Source organism: Asticcacaulis excentricus CB 48 (assembly GCF_000175215.2).
Taxonomy (GTDB): Bacteria; Pseudomonadota; Alphaproteobacteria; order Caulobacterales; family Caulobacteraceae; genus Asticcacaulis; species Asticcacaulis excentricus.
In genome coordinates this window covers 144220-160778 of sequence record NC_014818.1, presented here as the reverse complement: position 1 = coordinate 160778, position 16559 = coordinate 144220, and the positions used below count along the sequence as shown (strand labels likewise).

Sequence of the window (16559 nt, the reverse complement as noted above, 5' to 3'; positions counted from 1 at the left end):
TGTTTTGTCCTACAATTAAATGTTGACGAAATCGCTCGCACATTTAACTCTGGTACGCAGAAAAAGGGCGCGTCCTTAGTGTCCGGAGTCCACGGGGGCCTTCCGGCAAGGCATTGGAGAGATTTCATGATAGTGACCAGAGCGATTTTCAGAACGGTCGCGCTGCTGGGGGTCGCCATGTTCTCGGTCGCCCAGACGGCGGACGCCGCTACGGTGAACATCGAAAGTCCCTCCGGAAGGGTCAGGGTCCATGTCAGCGACGAGAGCGGGCACCTGACCTACAAGGTGACCGCTTATGGCAAAGACGTGCTGGCCGCCTCCCCCCTTGGTATCCGCACCAACTCCACCGACGTGGGTCAGCATTCGATCATTACCAAGGTCACGAGGGGTAAGGTCGCCGAAAAGTACCGCCACTACGGCGCCAAGCGCTTTGCGGAACACAAGGCCAATACGGCGACGCTCTCTCTGCTAGACTTAGGCAGCGTGGCCTTCGCCGATGTGCAGGTGGCAGATGACGGCGTTGCGGTCAGGCTCAGATTGCCCGCGCAGACCGGCCGGAAAGTCGAAGCGGACCTTTCAGGCTGGCGACCCAGCGACGCGGACGCCACAATGTGGGTATCCGAACTCAAAGAGGACTACGAAAACCCTTATTTTCAAAGCCGTTTACCGCAATTGACGGGCAAACGGCTCAGCGCACCGATTACACTTAAAATCAACGGATTCTGGGTCGCACTGACAGAGGCCGCCGTCAAAGACTATGCCGACAGTGCGGTCGGCGTGTCTCAGGACGGCCTGCTTCTCAACACGCTGTACGCCAATACCGAGGGCTGGACGACGGACGCCGCGGTCATTCAGCCGTGGCGGGTCACGATCATCGCGCGAAACCTCACCGAACTGGTCAATTCTACGCTCGTTCAAAACGTAAACCCGGCCCCGGCGGCCGAGTTGGCCAGAGCTGATTGGATCAAGCCGGGTCGCTCCACCTGGCAGTGGCTAGCGATCGGTGATCCCCTCGAAGACGATCAGCCGCAGTGGGTCGATTGGACGAAGACGCTTGGCTATGAATATTATCTGATCGACGACGGCTGGGCGAAGTGGAAGCAACCCTGGCCGACGTTGGAAAAAACCGTGCGCTACGCGCGGGAAAAAGGCGTCGGTATCTGGGTTTGGGTACACAGCCGAGAAGTCTTTGACGCCAACGCCCGGCGCAACTTTTTCAAACGACTAGCCGAGGCCGGCGTGGTAGGCGTCAAGATCGACTTCCCGGAACCGGGGAGCCGGGCGTGGTCGAACTGGTATGAAGACACAGCCCGCGATGCCGCCGCAGCGCGCCTGATGGTTGATTTCCATGGTGCCATAAAACCCAGCGGTACCGAAAGGACCTGGCCCAACGTCCTGACACGGGAAGGCGTGCGCGGTCATGAATGGCACATTACGCGCTATAATCGGAAGCTGCCCGCGGCGCATGATACCATCCTGCCGTTTACACGCTATGTTGTGGGGCCGGGCGACTACACGCCCACCGTCTTCACGCCAAAAGAGCTTCAGGGCAATACGTGGTCACACGAACTGGCGCAGATGGTCATCTTTACCTCGCCTTTTTTGTCGTTCGGCGGGCATCCGCAGACCTATATCTCCAACCCGGCGTTCGGGGTCATAAAAGACATACCTGCCGTCTGGGATGAAACCAGGGTGCTGGCACCCAGTCAACCGGGCGAGGTCGCTGCCCTCGCCCGCCGGTCAGGTGAAGTCTGGTACATCGCCGTCATTAATAATGAGGCCACAAAAACCGTACGTCTGAAACTGGACTTCCTAAAATCGGGCAATTGGCAAATCGAAGATTATGCCGACGACCGCCAAAACCCCGCCAGCTTCATGACCGGCAAGCGTCACCTCACGCCCGGCGAGAGCTTGGAAATCCCCCTGAGCCCGCAGGGCGGATACGTCGCCCGGATCAGCCGGAAATAAGGCGACACGTCGGGCTAATCGGGGATTGACGTTAGGCGTGAGCGCCATGAGCCCCGAGACCGGCCCTGCGCCCGATCAGATACTGACGCACGGCACTGTCGCCGGAAAGGCCGATGGCCAGATCATAGGCGCTGGCGGACTCCATCATCCGCCCTGCCCGACGCAGCAGGTCGGCCCGCGTCGCCCAATAGGGCTGATAGCTGGCGATTTGCGCCGGATCGATCAGGTCGAGCTGGCGTAGCCCGAACTCAGCGCCCTGCGCCTTGCCCAGCGCCATGGCAAACGCCACCTCGACACCCAGACTGGGGGCTATGTGACGCAGGCCCGCGTAGAGTTGCAGCACGCCTTCGCTGTAGTTATGACCCGTCAATCGGGCTTCGATATGAGCGCTCTGAATGGCAGCCATCAGTTGAAACGGGCCCGAGTGCCTGAGCCGCGCGGCGCTTTGCAGAATCTGACCGGCCTCGTGCATCTGATCGGCGTCCCAAAAAGCCACATCCTGCTCGGACAAAGGGACGTAGGCGCCGTCGCATGTCCGGCTTTTTTGGCGGGCGTCGCTGTAGAGCAGAAGTGCCAGACAGCCCAGGGCCTCCGGAGCCTGCGGCATAAGTTGCGCGACAAGGCGCGCCAGCAGCAGACATTCCTGTGTCAGCTCCTCTGCCCCCATGCGCGTGCGCGCCTCGTCCCAACCTATGCCAAAACCGGCATAGATGGCCTGTAGCACGCTATGCAGGCGCGGCGGCATGTCCTCGGCATCCGGGATGACAAAGGGAATACGCGCCTCGCGAATCTTCGCCTTGGCGCGGGTGAGCCGCTGGCTCATCGTCGCCGGCGAAATCACGAAGGCATGGGCGATGCGGTGTGCCTCAACCCCCAGGACGGTATTCAGCATCAGGGCGATGTGAAGGTCATCCGAAATGGCCGGGTGGGCGCAGACAAACAACAGCTTCAGCCGCTCATCCGGAAAGACAAAACCCGGCGCATCCTCCGCCTCCGGCCTCTGCGCAACAGGATCATCCGCATAGGCGGTTGCCGTCTTACGACGACGCACGGTATCGAGAATAAAGCGCTTGGCTGCCTGATAGAGCCAAGCTTCCGGAGAGGACGGCACCCCCCTCTCCGGCCAGGCCTTGAGCGCGGCGGTAAAAGCCGCACTCAAGGCATCTTCGGCCAGAGCTACGTCACCAAAACGCGTTGCCAGATAGGCGGTCAGACGCCCAGACGACTCTTGGAAAACACGCTCTATGACCCGGTGATCCCGCGACATCAGTCACGCGGCGGCGGTGGCAGACACGGGCGCACCTCAACCGAACCGCCACGGGTGATCGGGGCCTTGCGTGCCCATTCGAGAGCGGCATCCAGATGCGGTACGTCGATGATAAAAAAGCCTCCGACCTGCTCCTTGGAGTCGATAAAGGGCCCGTCCTGCACGCGCTGACCTTTCGTATCAAAGCGTAGAACGGTGGCCGTCTCAGGTCCGGCAAGACCGGCACCCGAAACAAAGATGCCCGCCTCTGCAATCGCGGCCGAATAGGTCATCCAGCCGCTCCAGTAGCTTGGGGCGTTTTCATTATGACGGTCGGCAAAGCCTTCGGCCGTTTCCGTAATCAAGAGCATGTAGTTCATGGCGCGTATCCTTCTTGGAACGAAGACCTATATGTCTTCGGCTGACTGACGCGCCAATGCGGACGGATTCGACAAGGCCAGCAAAAAAATTCCGAACATAGTTTTTGCCCGTCGCACGCCCTGTTGGCAACCCCAGGCTCAGCGTTGAATTGCCGGCAAAGGCTCGCTTTAGGTCAGGGCCAGATTTTCGTAGTGGTGCCACATTGAAGAGAAGGCCCCGTCTCTGTCGCCGCGATGCAGGATATCGAGCGTGCGCTGAATAGTCGGCAACCACCATGCTGCGGCAGCGGTGACCGTACGCCACCTTATATTGGCACACCAATATAAACAGCAGTCGAGCACCGAACCAAAATGACGCTTCGGTAACCTGATTAACGCGGCAAAATTACAACAGTTCCAGCCAGCAGAAGAATTGGTTTTCCACTAATCTTGGAAATTTATCATGTTTTTTCAATATATTAATTCCGGCTCTATTTTTATATATCAAAATTGCCATATATTGGCTTACAAAAAATGGTAGCTTTATGAACTTTAAATTGACAGCCCAATTTTTGAGCGCATAGTCGTTATCGGCCCAGGCAAATCCGGCAAACGCCACTACGTCAGAGCGTCCGGGCATCCACACAAATTTCCGTATTGGGTGTGACCTCCCGTCACTCAATGCACCACTGTGTCCGAATTCAGGGGATTGAATATGGCATTCAAACATTTTGCTCTGTTGAGCACCGCGTTGGCGGGTGGCCTACTGGGGTCATCGGCTTTGGCTCAGACGGCTGAGCCGGCACCGGCCGATAAGGTTCAGGAAGTGGTCGTCGTGGGGTTCAAAAAGAGCCTTGCTGACGCGCTAAAGACAAAGAAAAACGACATCCGCGTGTCAGATGGCATCTCGGCTGAAGACATTGGCAAGTTTCCCTCCGAAAACATCGCCGAAGCCATCCAGCGCATTCCGGGCGTGCAGATTGGCAATGTGAACGGACGCGGCGCGACGATCAGCGTACGGGGTCTTGGGCCCCAATATGCCTACACGACCGTCAATGGCCAGACCTTCAAGACCGCCAATTTCACCGACGGCTTCCGTTATGACGTCATCCAGACGGAACTGGCTTCGGGGATTCAGGTCATCAAGTCCCCGACCGCTGACATGGATGCCGGGGGTCTTGCCGGTACAGTGAATATCGACACGGTCCGTCCGCTAAACCTCAAAGGACGTAAGCTCGTCTTTGCCGCCAAGGCCCAGAAAGCGACGCTGGCCGATGGTGACATGACGCCGAAACTCAGCTTTACCTACGCCGATCAGTTTATGGACGGCAAGCTTGGCGTCTTTGTAGGCGGGGGCTATCAGAAGCTGACCGACCGCGCCGACTACAGCTTCATGGATCGCTGGTACACCACAACCGCCAGCAACACCTTCGCGGCCGGGTCCGTGGCCGTGCCTGCGGGCGCCACGGTGCCACGCCGGCCCCGCTATCGTCGGATCGATCGTGAAACCGAACGCGCTCAGATCAATGCGGCCGTGCAGTACAAGCCGAACGCGAACACCGACATCGGTTTCACCGCCGTCTATTCGCACGACTATACCACCTATGACGTCAATCAGCAGGTTTTCCTGTTTGGCGGCCTCGGCACCATCAAGGTCAATGAGGTAAAAGACGGTCTGGCGACGAAGATCGTGGCCAACAACTTCTCTATGGAGAACAACCGCCAGCTTGAAACGCGCGATCTGACCTCGTCCGCCTACACCGCCGATTTCAAATATACCGGTATCGAGAAGCTAACCATAAAAGGGGTGCTGAACTACACCGAAGGCAAGTCCTACCTGACCGAAGAAGCGGCCATTCTGGCCATTGCCATCCCTTCGGCAACGCTTGACATGTCCGACCCGTCGAACGTCACTTTCACGCCTTCGGTCAACCTCTCCGATCCGTCCGCCTATGCCTATTCCAAGCTTACCCGCAATGAATACCCCAACGGCGGTCTGACGCACAACGACACCGACGAAACCTCCGGCCAGCTTGATGCCAAATACTGGGTCGATCAGGGCGCGCTGCAATCGGTGAGCTTTGGTCTCAAGTACAAGAAGGAGAACTTCAACCGTCTGCGACACCGGCGTGACCGACTGGTGCTGGGCTACTACCCCACCGCAGCTTTCACACCCGCGATGACCACGGCAAACGCCGTGACCGATTTCCTCGACGGCCAGGGCAGCTTCCAGAGCGGCTGGGTGGTGCCCGATATCGACGGCTATCGTCAGATGTTAGCCAAGGAAGGCGTTACCATACCGCTGCAATTCGCCCCCGAAGCCACCTACGGCCTCGGTCGTGAAATCAAGGCGGTCTATTTTCTGGCTGACCTGAAGGGTGAGATTTTCAGCGTGCCATTCCGTGGGAATGTCGGCGTCCGCTCTGAGGCGACGAAACAGACCGTTGACGGCTATCTGACGACACCGAACCCCAATTCCAGCGCCGACGTGCGCATCGCCGCAGGCACCTATTCGTCAAGCAACGACTATAATAACGTTCTGCCATCGGCCAACTTAGTGTTCGACCTGAGCCCGAACCTTCTGGTCCGCGCCTCAGCGGCCAAGGTGCTTGTGCGCCCGATCCTTGACTCGAACACCAGCCTGGCCACGACCATTAATTCGTCCGTGTCCGGCGGCATAACAACCTACACCATCGCCCTTGGGGAATCCAAACTGAAGCCCCTCACGGCCAATCAGCTCGACCTCGGTGTGGAATGGTATTACGGGAAGGGCAATGCGCTGAGCTTCGCCGCCTTCAGCAAAGAGGTTAAAAACGGCACATACGACACCTTCGTCTGTCCGGCCAGCTTTGAAGGCGTCGCTCTTAGCGACAACGGCACGGACTGTGTCGGCACCAACAATGCCATCTATGACATCACCGTTAAGGCCAACGATCCCTCAAAGAACATGATCAAGGGCTATGAACTGAACTGGCAGCAGTCGCTCGATGCCTTGCTACCTGTCAACGGGTTCGGTGTGATTGCCAACTACACGCACGTGACACAGGACAAGACCGCCAAGTTCCAGTTGCGTAACCTCTCCGAGAACACCGCCAACCTGACAGGGTACTGGGAAAACTCGGTCTTCAGCGCGCGGGTGTCGGCCAACTACCGCTCAGAATACCTCCAGAACTCTGCAGATAGCTTCTTTGCACGTGAAACCCACATTGTGAAGGATCGTACTCAGATTGATGTGGTGCTGGGCTATACGATCAACCCCCAACTGAGCCTGTCGTTCGGGGCCCAGAACATCACAGGCGAGACAGAGGAAGCCTACTATAAGACGGACAATATCTGGCAAATGACCGCCGTTACCGGCCCCAGCTATTACCTGTCGTTCCAGTATAAACTGTAAATCGAGTACCGAATGACCGGCCAGGGCCTTTTGTTATCCTCCTCCCCAGGTCCTTGCCGGTCAGACGCCGGGGCTGCGAAACAGAGTGCGTATCGCTCTCTCAGCCCCGGCGTCAGTCATCTGGCATCTGCGGAAATTGTGTGTGGACGCTCTGATCTCGCCTTGGAGCGAAATGGCAAAAAGTGGACACCACTTCTCGGACAAAAAGATAAGGCGTCACAAAAAATCAGAGCCCTCGTCGGCTCAATTGAGCCGACGAATGCTTTAGCCCTGGATGGCCGGCAGAGACTCGCTTAAGGTCAGCGCCGTTTTCAAATTCTCATAGTGGTGCCACATCGAGTAGAAGGCCCCGTCTCCGTCGCCGCGATGCAGGAAGTCAAGCGTGCGCTGATGGTCGGCAAACACCACGCTGCGGAAGCGGTCACCGTACAGGAGAACGCTGAGATTGCGCAGCGCCGGGCTCTGCTGACGCCGCTGCCAGGCCTGTTCCGACATGAAGACAAATTCGTAATTGTGCGTGGCCTGCGCGATCTGCCGATGGAATTGGTGGTTGCGCGGCTCGTATTCCTCATCTGCACTGGTATTGACCAGCATCTGCAAGGCCTTTTCCATAGACGCCATGTCGTCTTCACTGTGGCGCGTCGCCGTTATGCGCGCGATCTGACAATCCAGCCATTGATGCGCGTCAATCAGATGCTGGGGGTTAAGCTGCGCTACCGCCAGGTCGCTTGTAGAAAAACCGTCCGATGCTTCAACATTAACGCCGTGCGCATAGGCCTGCGGCATGATGTAGATGCCGGAGCCCTGACGCGACTGCACCGCGCCCTTGACTTCGAGCATGACCAGGGCGTCGCGGATGACCGCGCGGCCCACCCCATAGATTTCCGCCAGATCACGCTCGGTCGGCAGCTTGCCGCTACTGCGGAACTCGCCGGAACGGATGCGCTCCAGAAGTGATTTGCCGATCACCTGATAAGCGCGAAGATCTTTCTCGCTCCACGTCTCCTCGGTGCCTGCCGGCTCTGCGTCGGTGAGACCTTCACGGCTGTGTCGGGATGCCACTCTGGGGTTCATCAGGGCTCTCAAATTCTTGCGGTCTGCCGCAGTGCGGGTGTTGCGCCCGCCATTCAGACCATACACTTTTTATTGGCCAACCAATATCTAATTTTGGGGTTACGGCCCCATAGACAGCGAAAAAAGCTTTACAGGTTTGTGACTCAGCCATGACCGTTCACCGGGATTGAGCGGCCAATACGGTCAGGACGGCACGCTCAGCGCGATGGTTTCGGACTTGTACAAGGTCTTTAGGTTCTCGAAGTGGTGCCACATGGCGTAATAGGCGCGGTCGCTATCGCCTTTTCTGACCGCATCCAACGTCCGTTTGTGGTCGCCAGCGCATAGATTACGCAGGGCCAGGAAAGGGGGTGAGTCGTTCGGCAGATGCGCCGCCGAAGCCTGAGCCCGGCGTTCCCACATCTGTTGCGACAGCCACATCAGTTCTGTATTGCGTGACGCCTGCGCCAGAGCGCTGTGCCATTGCCCGTCAAGGCGGTATAGTTCCGCCGCAGAGGCCGTCAGACGCAAGCGCTCAATCAGATCCTCCAGCCACAGGCCATCGGCACCCGCCAGCGCCGCCTGCTTGGCAATATGGCTTTCAAGGCATTGCTGAGCGTGCAGGATGTCGAGCCATTTCGGCGCGGGGGCTTCGCTCAAAGGTCGGTCGGCAAACTCCTCGTTGCGCTCAGGCCAACCCTCAGCATAGGCAGTTTTGGTAATGTAGATGCCCGACCCCTGACGCGACTGCACGAGCCCCTTGACTTCGAGCATAACCAGCGCATCGCGGATGACCGCGCGGCCGACGCTATAGACCTCGGCCAGTTCGCGCTCGGTAGGCAGCTTACCCGTGGCATGAAACTCACCGGAGCGGATGCGTTGCAGCAGGGATTGCCCAATAATCTGATACGCCCGCAGATCGCGCTGTGTGCGTAGCTCCTCCGAGGCCATCTCTTCGTTTGACATCACGTTCCGCCGCACGGCTGTTGAACGTCTTGGATAGCCCGCACTTGACCGTCGGGTCAATGCGCCCGCGCGCATTTGATCGGATCCTCTGCCCGCCGACCTGGCCTCGCTCGCACCACACCGTGAGCGATCGCTCGAAAAATGAGCGCGTTTTTCGACAAAAACATCGCGACAAAACAAAAATTCAGAGCGCATAGGTCCGTCCGGCCTGTAATTCGACCGGCTTGCCCCAGTTCAGCGCCTCCTCGCCCGCGCTGAGCGCTTTGAGCCCCTCCTGCCCCGGCGGCGGCAGAAGCCGGTAGCGCGCCTTGCGCGAGGCCTTCACAACACAATGGGTCAACTGACCGTTTGCCCACTCCAGATCGACGATTAGACCGCCGCGCGCCCGCAGGCCGCGCACGCGCCCGTTCGCCCATGACTTCGGCAGGGCGGGCAGCAGCCGCAAGATGCCACTATGGCTTTGCACCAGCATTTCGGCGATGGCAGCCGTCGCCCCAAGATTGCCATCGATCTGGAAAATCGGCTCCGGCGTGTAGGGGTGGGTGTCGAAGAAGTTGGCCCCTGTGGACTGGCGGAACAGCTTGCGCAACATGGCTAGCGCCTCATCGCCCTCACCCAGACGCGCCCGGAACATAGTCAGCCACGCGGCGCTCCAGCCGGTGTGGCCACCGCCGTGACGCAAGCGCTCACCCAGGGTGCGCCGTGCCGCATCGGCCAGATCAGGCGTGTCGTGGGCGTCGATCTCAATGCCGGGATAGAGGCCGAAAAGGTGCGAGATATGGCGGTGACCAGGTTCCGCCTCTTTCAGCGGCTCGCTCCATTCCTGAACGCGCCCGTCCGGCCCGATCTTCAGCCGGTCCAGTCGCGCCAGCGCCGCCGCACAGGCCTCGCGCAGTTCAGGCTCAACCGACAGGGCCTCAGTGGCCTTCTGCGTCAGGGTCAGGACGGTAAAGGCCATGGATTGCGACATGGCACAGCCCATATCGACATAGCCCACCTCGCCATTGTCCATCACATAGCTATTTTCCGGCGAACTGGCCGGACCCGAAACGAGCTTGCCGGTGCGAGGGTCTTCGACGAGGTAGTCGAGCGTAAACTCGGCGCAGGCCCGGAACACAGGCAAGGCGCGCGTCTTCAGGAATTCGAGATCGCCCGTATAGAGATAATGCTCCCAGTAATGCAGGGTTAGCCAGGCCAGCCCTTCGGGCCACAACCCCCACTGCACCTTGCCATCCAGCGCGGTGTGCCCCCACGGATTGGTCGTATAGTGAGCCACCGCCCCACGGCAGCCATAGGCGATCTGTGCCGTCTGCCGCGCATAGGGCATCAGGCGATCCACATAGTCGAACAGGCTCTCGTGCAGTTCGGAAAGGCCGCACACCTCGGCCGGCCAGTAGTTCATCTGGATATTGATATTGATGTGATAGTCGGCGCTCCACGGCGGCGCAAAACCATCGGCCCACAGACCCTGAAGATTGGGCGGCAGGGAGCCCGGACGGTTGGAACCAATCAACAGGTAACGTCCGAAGTTGAAATAGGTCTCGATCAGCGCCATTTCGGCCGCGTCTGACGCCGCCGCCAGTCGCTCAGACGCCAGACGCGGCACACCCGCAGATGCCAGCGTCAGCTCCACCCGTTCAAACAGGGCGCGGTGATCGCGTTCCTGATCACGGGCGAGAGCCTGCCACGACCGGGCGACGAGTTTGGCCTGCGCGGCCTGCGCCACCTTTTCCGGTTCGGGAGCCAACAGGTCGGTAGCCCCGGTCAGGTTGAGGACGACCGCCCGCGCGCCGGACACGCGGAAACCGTGGCCGTCAGGTGCGACACTGCCACCTTCACTGCGGCAGGCCAGATAGGCGCAGTAGTGCACACCGAAGGGCTGCGGCTGACCCGACATTTTCAGCACCTGACCCTGCCAGTCAAAGGCCACATCACGGTCGCGCTTCAGCGTCGCCTTCAGGGAAAGGCCTTCCGGGGCACTGGTTTCGATCCGCACGGCCAGACACTGATCGGGGGCCGAGGCCAGAACGGTCCGGCTGTAGGTGGCCTTGCCGATGCGGTAGCGCACCGTCACCTGCCCCGTCGCCATATCCAGTTCGCGGCTATAGTCGCTGACGGCCTCCTCATGGCCCATCTCCAGCCGCAGGTCGCCCAGCATTTGATACGAGCCGTAATCGACCTCGTTCATCGGGGCCATCATGTCGTCCTGCGCCAGACGGTTTGCCTCGGCGCGCTTATCGGCAAACAGCAGTTCGCGAACCTTGGGCAGCGCGGCACGCGTGGTCTTGGGGTTGTCCTCGACCGTGCGGCCAGACCACAGCTCGATATGATTCAGTTGCAGCCGTTCGCTCCTGACGCCGCCATAAACCATAGCCCCCAGACGCCCATTTCCGACCGGCAAGGCCTCCATCCAGCGCGCCGCAGGCGCATTGAAACTCAGCACCCTTGTCGACGCCGTCGGGCCCTGTGCGCGAGCCTGCGCGGCCAGTAGAGGCAGGGTGCTGAGGGCCAGAAGTCCACCGAGGGTTTCGCGGCGCGTCGATCGGGTCATGTGGGTCCTTAAGCTGAAATAGTGGCCGCGCAGAAATGGCGAATATAGTCCTCGTGCGGCGGCATCCGGTCGCGGCAGGCGGCAATTACGTCGCGCGTCTGGCGTAGCCAGGTTTCCGAACGCTCCTCAGGAATGCTGAGCACCAGCGGATCGGGTGCGGCCGGGCGCAGGCCCTGCCCCCACATCACCGCGAGCCAGTTGCCGGTACGGAACTGCTCGCCACGCTCCTGCGGGATGCGGCCGCGACTACGGAACAGATTGAGCCGCTGCGTCAGGGCGTCCGGCACCGACATGTCGCGGCAATAGCGCCAGAAGTCGCTGTCACAACGTGACCCTACGTAATAATGGAGGATGAGGAAGTCGCGGACCTCCTCATATTCGCGCGTCAGATCGGCATTGTAGGTGTCGATATCGGCCTGATGGAAGTCGCGATCGGGGAACAGATACTGCAAGCGCGCAATGCCGTTTTGGATCAGCATGATTGAGGTCGATTCGAGCGGCTCCAGAAAACCCGACGACAGGCCGATGGCGACGCAGTTCTTTTCCCAGAACTTTTGCCGGCGGCCCGTCTGGAAACGGATGGCGCGCGGCTCGGCCAGAGGCTCCCCGTCGAGATTGGCCAGAAGGTTCTCGCGCGCCGTCTCCTCGTCCATGAACTGGCTGCAAAAGACGCTGCCATTGCCGACGCGGTGCTGCAACGGGATGCGCCAGCGCCAGCCGGCACTGTGTGCGGTCGAACGGGTATAGGGCACGGGCGGCTCGGTCGAGCGGCTAGGAACAGCCAGCGCGCGGTCGCACGGCAGCCAGCGCGACCAGTCTTCAAAGCCGACACCCAGCGCTTCACCCAGCAACAGCGAGCGGAAACCGGTACAGTCGATAAACAGGTCGCCCTCGATCAGGCGCTCACCGTTCAGACGCAGACCGCTAATAAAGCCTCGCTCATCCAGATCGACGTGTTCTATGCGGCCTTCGACGCGGCGCACCCCTTCGGCCTCAGACATCTGGCGCAGGAAGGCGGCATAATGGCTCGCGTCGAAATGATAGGCATAGCTGATTTCAGCCAGCGGTGAATTGGCCCCGGCGGGCGGCATGAATTTGCCGGCTTTGGCCGCCAACGCCTGAAGATTATAGGCGTCGAGCGACGCGTTGCGATCACTCAGGGCGTGGCGCAGCCAGACCGAATGAAACGGCAGCGCGCCGAATTCACGGCCGAAAGGCCCGAACGGGTGGACATAGCGGTTATTGATGGCCCCCCAATCGACAAACTCGATCCCCAGCTTGTAGGTACCATAGGTCGACTTGAGAAAGGCGTGCTCGTCGATGTCCAATACCTGATTGAAGACGCGAATATAGGGGGTCGTCGCCTCGCCCACGCCGATGGTCGAAATCTCTTCGCTTTCAACCAGCGTGATAGTATCTACGTCATCCTTAAGCAGTCGCGCAAACCATGCAGCGGTCATCCACCCCGCTGTGCCACCGCCCGCAATGACCACGTGTCTTATTTTCTGGGACATGTCCCCATCCCGTTATCTGGAAAAAAAGATGCCTGACAAATTACTTGTCAGGCATCGAGGCCCGCATCCAGAGCTATTTTCAGGAGGGGGAGCGCTCTGGATACGGTCGGAACGGGTTCCCGCGAACGGGAACCCGCAGGAGGCTTAGAAGGTCGCACGACCCGTGAGGGTGAAGGTACGGCCGTCATAATCGATCCAGCGCACGAAGCGGGTATCGTTTTCGTACTCGTAGCGCTTCTCGTCGGTGATGTTGTAGGCATCCAGCGAGATGGTGAAGCGATCCGTGATGTTGTACGAGGCCGACAGGTCCAACTGACCGCGTTCCTTCACCGAACGCGCGCCACCCGTATAGGTGCCGTTAGCGTTCAGAGGATAGTCGGTGCGGTAGTTATAAACCGCGCGGACGCCGTACTTCGGAGTTTCGTAGTACAGGATGGCGTTGGCCGCGTGCTTCGATATACCGGGGAAGGGCGCGATAGCCGGGCTCTTCGACTTGGTGTAGGCATAGTTGAAGTTACCGCCAAAGTTCTTCCAGAAGCCCGGCAGGAAGTCGAAGTTCTGCTGGATGTTGAACTCAAGCCCGTCCACGGTCGTGTCGCTGTCGAGGTTGTAGGCCCCCGAAGCCCCGATGCGCAGGACGTTGGTCGCCGTGCTCTGGCTGGTCGCAGTACAGTTCTGGCCATCCCACGACAGCGGACCAAAGCCCCAGTTAGACCCATCAGCCGGACAGAGGATCGCCGGATCCGACGTGCCGACGATGCGACCCGTGATGACCTTCTTGAAGTAGGCCAGCGAGATCACGCCGTTCGGACGGTTATACCATTCCAGCGACAGATCGTAGGAGTCAGCCAGATACGGACGCAGCTTGTTATTACCAATGCGAACCGAGGCATTGCGGATCGTCTGGGTCGGCGTAGAGAGCTGCGAGTTAACCACAGGCTCGCCGATACGTGTCACGGGCGAGAACTGACGGTCCTGCGGACGGACGTAGGTCTTATAATAGGCCCCACGCACGATCAGGTCATCACGGACGTCTGCGACGAAGATCGCCGACGGCAGCCAGTAGTGATACTTGTTTTCCAGACGCTGCCACTTGAAGTCCGACAGAGAGCCAACGGCGCCCGTGAAGTTACGGTAGGTGTCGAGCGAGTCGATTGTATTTTCCGTACCTTCGTAACGGGTACCGAAGTTACCGCGGACACGGGTGCCCAGAAGCTGGGTTTCGTACTTGAACTGGATATAGGCCTGGGTCAGGTTGTTCTGGGTACGATAGTTGTTATCGGCAAACGCACCATCCTTATACAGGATGTTGAAGCCGCGCGTCGTCAGACCGCCGCCCGACGGGGTGTAGATGTCTACCGGCGTAACCGCGGCGATGAAGCGCTCAGCATCGATGACTTGCCAGTTTTTGCTGATCGAGGCATTGCCGTTCATGAAGTCGTCCACGAAGGACGGCGTATAGACCATGTCCTGCGTGATGTTTTGCAGCTTCGCCCCGTAGGCCATGTTGCGGAAGCCCCACGACTTGAACTCATTCTTTTCAAGACGCAGGCCACCCTTGACGCTGGTGATCGGGCCGAAGTTTACGAAGCGCTCAACATCGACCTGCGCCGAGGTAACGGTCTGTTCGGCAAAGCTTTCCGAACCGGAGATGTTCAGATAATATTTGCCATCGGCGGTGTTGTAGCCCTCAGGATCGGAACTGGCACCCCAGATCCAGCCCGTGTTGAAGATTACGTTTTGCGGAGTGGGGTTGACGGTGTAGCTGAAGCCGTCCAGATCACCGAAACCGGTCGTCAGTCGGCCGGTGATGCCGTTGCCTCCGGTGACCGGGTTGGTTTGCAGATCCAGTTCGGTTTCCAGAGACTGGTTGGCGCCCTTCGAGCCGGCAACAATGGCAGAAACCTTCCAGTCTTCGTTCGACCAGTCGAGGTTACCGACAAAACCCTCCGACTCCTGCTTTTGCGAGTAGAGACGGGTGGACGACTTGGCCGGGAAGTTGGCGTAGTCGGCCGTCTGATAAAGCCAGCGGCCATCCGAGGTCTGAACCGGCGTGCCCGACGGCGTGATGGTGCCCGCACCGTCCCACACAGCGTTGATAAGGAAGTATTGCGTCGTCTTCGGCAGATCGCGCTGGCTATAGTAACCGATCAGACCCACCTTGGTGTTTTCGTTCGGCTTCCATTCGATGCCGCCCGTCGCAGTCCACAGCTCACCGATGTTTTCGCGGGTGTATTGACGTATGGCGTCCAGCGCATAAACGCCGGTATTGCCCTTCGAACCCGTGGTTGCCGTGTTGAAATTCTGCCCGGTTGTGGCCCCGACCGCGTCATTCAGCGTGCGGCAGAACGAACCCGAAGACGGGCAGGCCGTCGCCGAATAATAATCACCGTAGGTGGCAGCAAACTGCGATTGCGACAGGCCAGTCAGGCCCGGTGTCAGGCGGCTGTAGCCGTTAAAGCGCAGCGTATCGCGACGGAAGTTCTCTTTTTTATACGCGACCGTACCAAACACCGCCAGATCGCTGCTCAGGCGCTTGTTGTAGCCCAGCGTGAAAGCCGGGGCCGTCATGCCGCCCAGTTCGTTATATTCCATAGCGGCCTTGAACAGACCACCTTCAGAGCGCGACAGGGCGCCGGCGATCTGCATATCCACATTGCCCGACAGGCCGCCCGACTGGGCATTGGCCATCGGAGACTTTTCGATCACGAAGGCCGAAAAGATGTCGGAGTTGAAGGCACCCAGCGGTGCGCCCTGATCATTAGCAAGCGACGGCGGCGCAGCGAAGGCCACCCCGTTCAGCGTCGTGCGGGCGTAGGAGCCCGGCATGCCGCGCACGTTGATGGTGGCGTTACGGCCTTCCGCTTCGCGGTTGATCTGAACACCAGGAATGCGTTGCAGCGCCTCACCCACGTTCAGGTCGGGGAAGCGACCCAGACCGTCCGATGAAATACCGTCGGTGATTTCAATATTGTTGCGCTTGGCACGAACGGCGTCAGCATAGCTCTTTTTCAGACCCGTAACGACGACCACTTCCGGCTCAGCCGCGTCCTTCGCGGCATCCTGCGCTTGCGCGACGGCGGCACCGCAACCCATCAGCATGGTGGCGCCAAGAAGGATGGATTTCGTCCCCCTCGCGTATGACCGCAATTTCATCTCTAACTTCTCCTGGGATATCTGGCCTTACTCAACTGAGCGGCATGACCTTGGTGCAATTCCATCCCGCGGCCTTTTTCTGTGTTTGGCGCAAGGTAAAGGACCGGATTCAGACCTTGTTAACATCCCTGCACGCAACACAGACTTTAAAGTCGCGGCTTACTCAACTTAAGCATTTTCTGCTTTTTCTATCGTCTTATTGACGACACCTGAGGGACAACTTAATGAGCCACCGGCGTCAATCGAGGGTGAATATGCGCCGAATAATTGGCCTGTCAATTTGTAATCTGTCTGACATAAACGATTTTTGCGCGCCAATTTGGCCGCAATTGCGAAATGGTTCCGCTACCAA

General features: G+C 59.2%; 9 protein-coding genes. 2 read left to right on the top strand and 7 right to left on the bottom strand.

What is annotated here, in order from left to right:
* Positions 1–126 precede the first annotated feature (126 nt).
* Positions 127–1968: a glycoside hydrolase family 97 protein gene (locus ASTEX_RS18015; RefSeq protein WP_013481068.1), complete on the top strand. Its 1842-nt coding sequence runs from the start codon at positions 127–129 to the stop codon at positions 1966–1968.
* A gap of 31 nt (positions 1969–1999) precedes the next feature.
* Here the strand turns inward: ASTEX_RS18015 and ASTEX_RS18010 are convergent, their stop codons facing one another.
* Together ASTEX_RS18010 and ASTEX_RS18005 are read right to left on the bottom strand one after the other, a co-directional pair.
* A complete protein-coding gene (locus ASTEX_RS18010; RefSeq protein WP_013481067.1) occupies positions 2000–3235 on the bottom strand; it encodes an RNA polymerase sigma factor in 1236 nt (411 codons plus the stop codon).
* Positions 3235–3594 carry a YciI family protein gene (locus ASTEX_RS18005; RefSeq protein WP_013481066.1) on the bottom strand — a complete coding sequence of 120 codons (360 nt, stop codon included), beginning with the start codon at positions 3592–3594 and terminating at the stop codon, positions 3235–3237. The genes ASTEX_RS18010 and ASTEX_RS18005 overlap by 1 nt, the downstream gene beginning before the upstream one ends.
* 694 nt (positions 3595–4288) lie before the next feature.
* Between ASTEX_RS18005 and ASTEX_RS17995 the strand changes: the two genes are divergently transcribed.
* Positions 4289–6967 carry a TonB-dependent receptor gene (locus ASTEX_RS17995; RefSeq protein WP_013481065.1) on the top strand — a complete coding sequence of 893 codons (2679 nt, stop codon included), beginning with the start codon at positions 4289–4291 and terminating at the stop codon, positions 6965–6967.
* A 264-nt stretch (positions 6968–7231) separates the two neighbouring features.
* Here ASTEX_RS17995 and ASTEX_RS17990 read toward each other — a convergent pair whose 3' ends face one another.
* The 5 genes from ASTEX_RS17990 to ASTEX_RS17970 all read right to left on the bottom strand — a co-directional run bounded on the left by ASTEX_RS17990 (position 7232) and on the right by ASTEX_RS17970 (position 16207).
* On the bottom strand, positions 7232–8041 hold the full coding sequence (locus tag ASTEX_RS17990) for a FadR/GntR family transcriptional regulator (RefSeq protein ID WP_013481064.1): 810 nt from the start codon (positions 8039–8041) through the stop codon (positions 7232–7234).
* A 183-nt stretch (positions 8042–8224) separates the two neighbouring features.
* Positions 8225–8986, bottom strand: a complete 762-nt coding sequence (locus tag ASTEX_RS17985) for a FadR/GntR family transcriptional regulator (RefSeq protein ID WP_013481063.1) — start codon at positions 8984–8986, stop codon at positions 8225–8227.
* 184 nt (positions 8987–9170) lie between these two features.
* Positions 9171–11537 carry a glycoside hydrolase family 95 protein gene (locus ASTEX_RS17980; RefSeq protein WP_013481062.1) on the bottom strand — a complete coding sequence of 789 codons (2367 nt, stop codon included), beginning with the start codon at positions 11535–11537 and terminating at the stop codon, positions 9171–9173.
* Between the two features lie 8 nt (positions 11538–11545).
* Positions 11546–13051: a tryptophan halogenase family protein gene (locus ASTEX_RS17975; RefSeq protein WP_013481061.1), complete on the bottom strand. Its 1506-nt coding sequence runs from the start codon at positions 13049–13051 to the stop codon at positions 11546–11548.
* A gap of 144 nt (positions 13052–13195) precedes the next feature.
* Entirely contained in the window at positions 13196–16207 is a 3012-nt protein-coding gene (locus tag ASTEX_RS17970; RefSeq protein WP_013481060.1) for a TonB-dependent receptor, read from the bottom strand.
* Positions 16208–16559 lie beyond the last annotated feature (352 nt).

What these genes read in the sequence shown, in the direction of transcription:
- ASTEX_RS18005 (WP_013481066.1), bottom strand. Translation starts at nt 3,594, where the DNA reads ATGAACTACATGCTCTTGATTACGGAAACGGCCGAAGGCTTTGCCGAC.
- ASTEX_RS17980 (WP_013481062.1), bottom strand. Translation starts at nt 11,537, where the DNA reads ATGACCCGATCGACGCGCCGCGAAACCCTCGGTGGACTTCTGGCCCTC.
- ASTEX_RS17970 (WP_013481060.1), bottom strand. Translation starts at nt 16,207, where the DNA reads ATGAAATTGCGGTCATACGCGAGGGGGACGAAATCCATCCTTCTTGGC.
- ASTEX_RS17985 (WP_013481063.1), bottom strand. Translation starts at nt 8,986, where the DNA reads ATGTCAAACGAAGAGATGGCCTCGGAGGAGCTACGCACACAGCGCGAT.
- ASTEX_RS18010 (WP_013481067.1), bottom strand. Translation starts at nt 3,235, where the DNA reads ATGTCGCGGGATCACCGGGTCATAGAGCGTGTTTTCCAAGAGTCGTCT.
- ASTEX_RS18015 (WP_013481068.1), top strand. Translation starts at nt 127, where the DNA reads ATGATAGTGACCAGAGCGATTTTCAGAACGGTCGCGCTGCTGGGGGTC.
- ASTEX_RS17995 (WP_013481065.1), top strand. Translation starts at nt 4,289, where the DNA reads ATGGCATTCAAACATTTTGCTCTGTTGAGCACCGCGTTGGCGGGTGGC.
- ASTEX_RS17975 (WP_013481061.1), bottom strand. Translation starts at nt 13,051, where the DNA reads ATGTCCCAGAAAATAAGACACGTGGTCATTGCGGGCGGTGGCACAGCG.
- ASTEX_RS17990 (WP_013481064.1), bottom strand. Translation starts at nt 8,041, where the DNA reads ATGAACCCCAGAGTGGCATCCCGACACAGCCGTGAAGGTCTCACCGAC.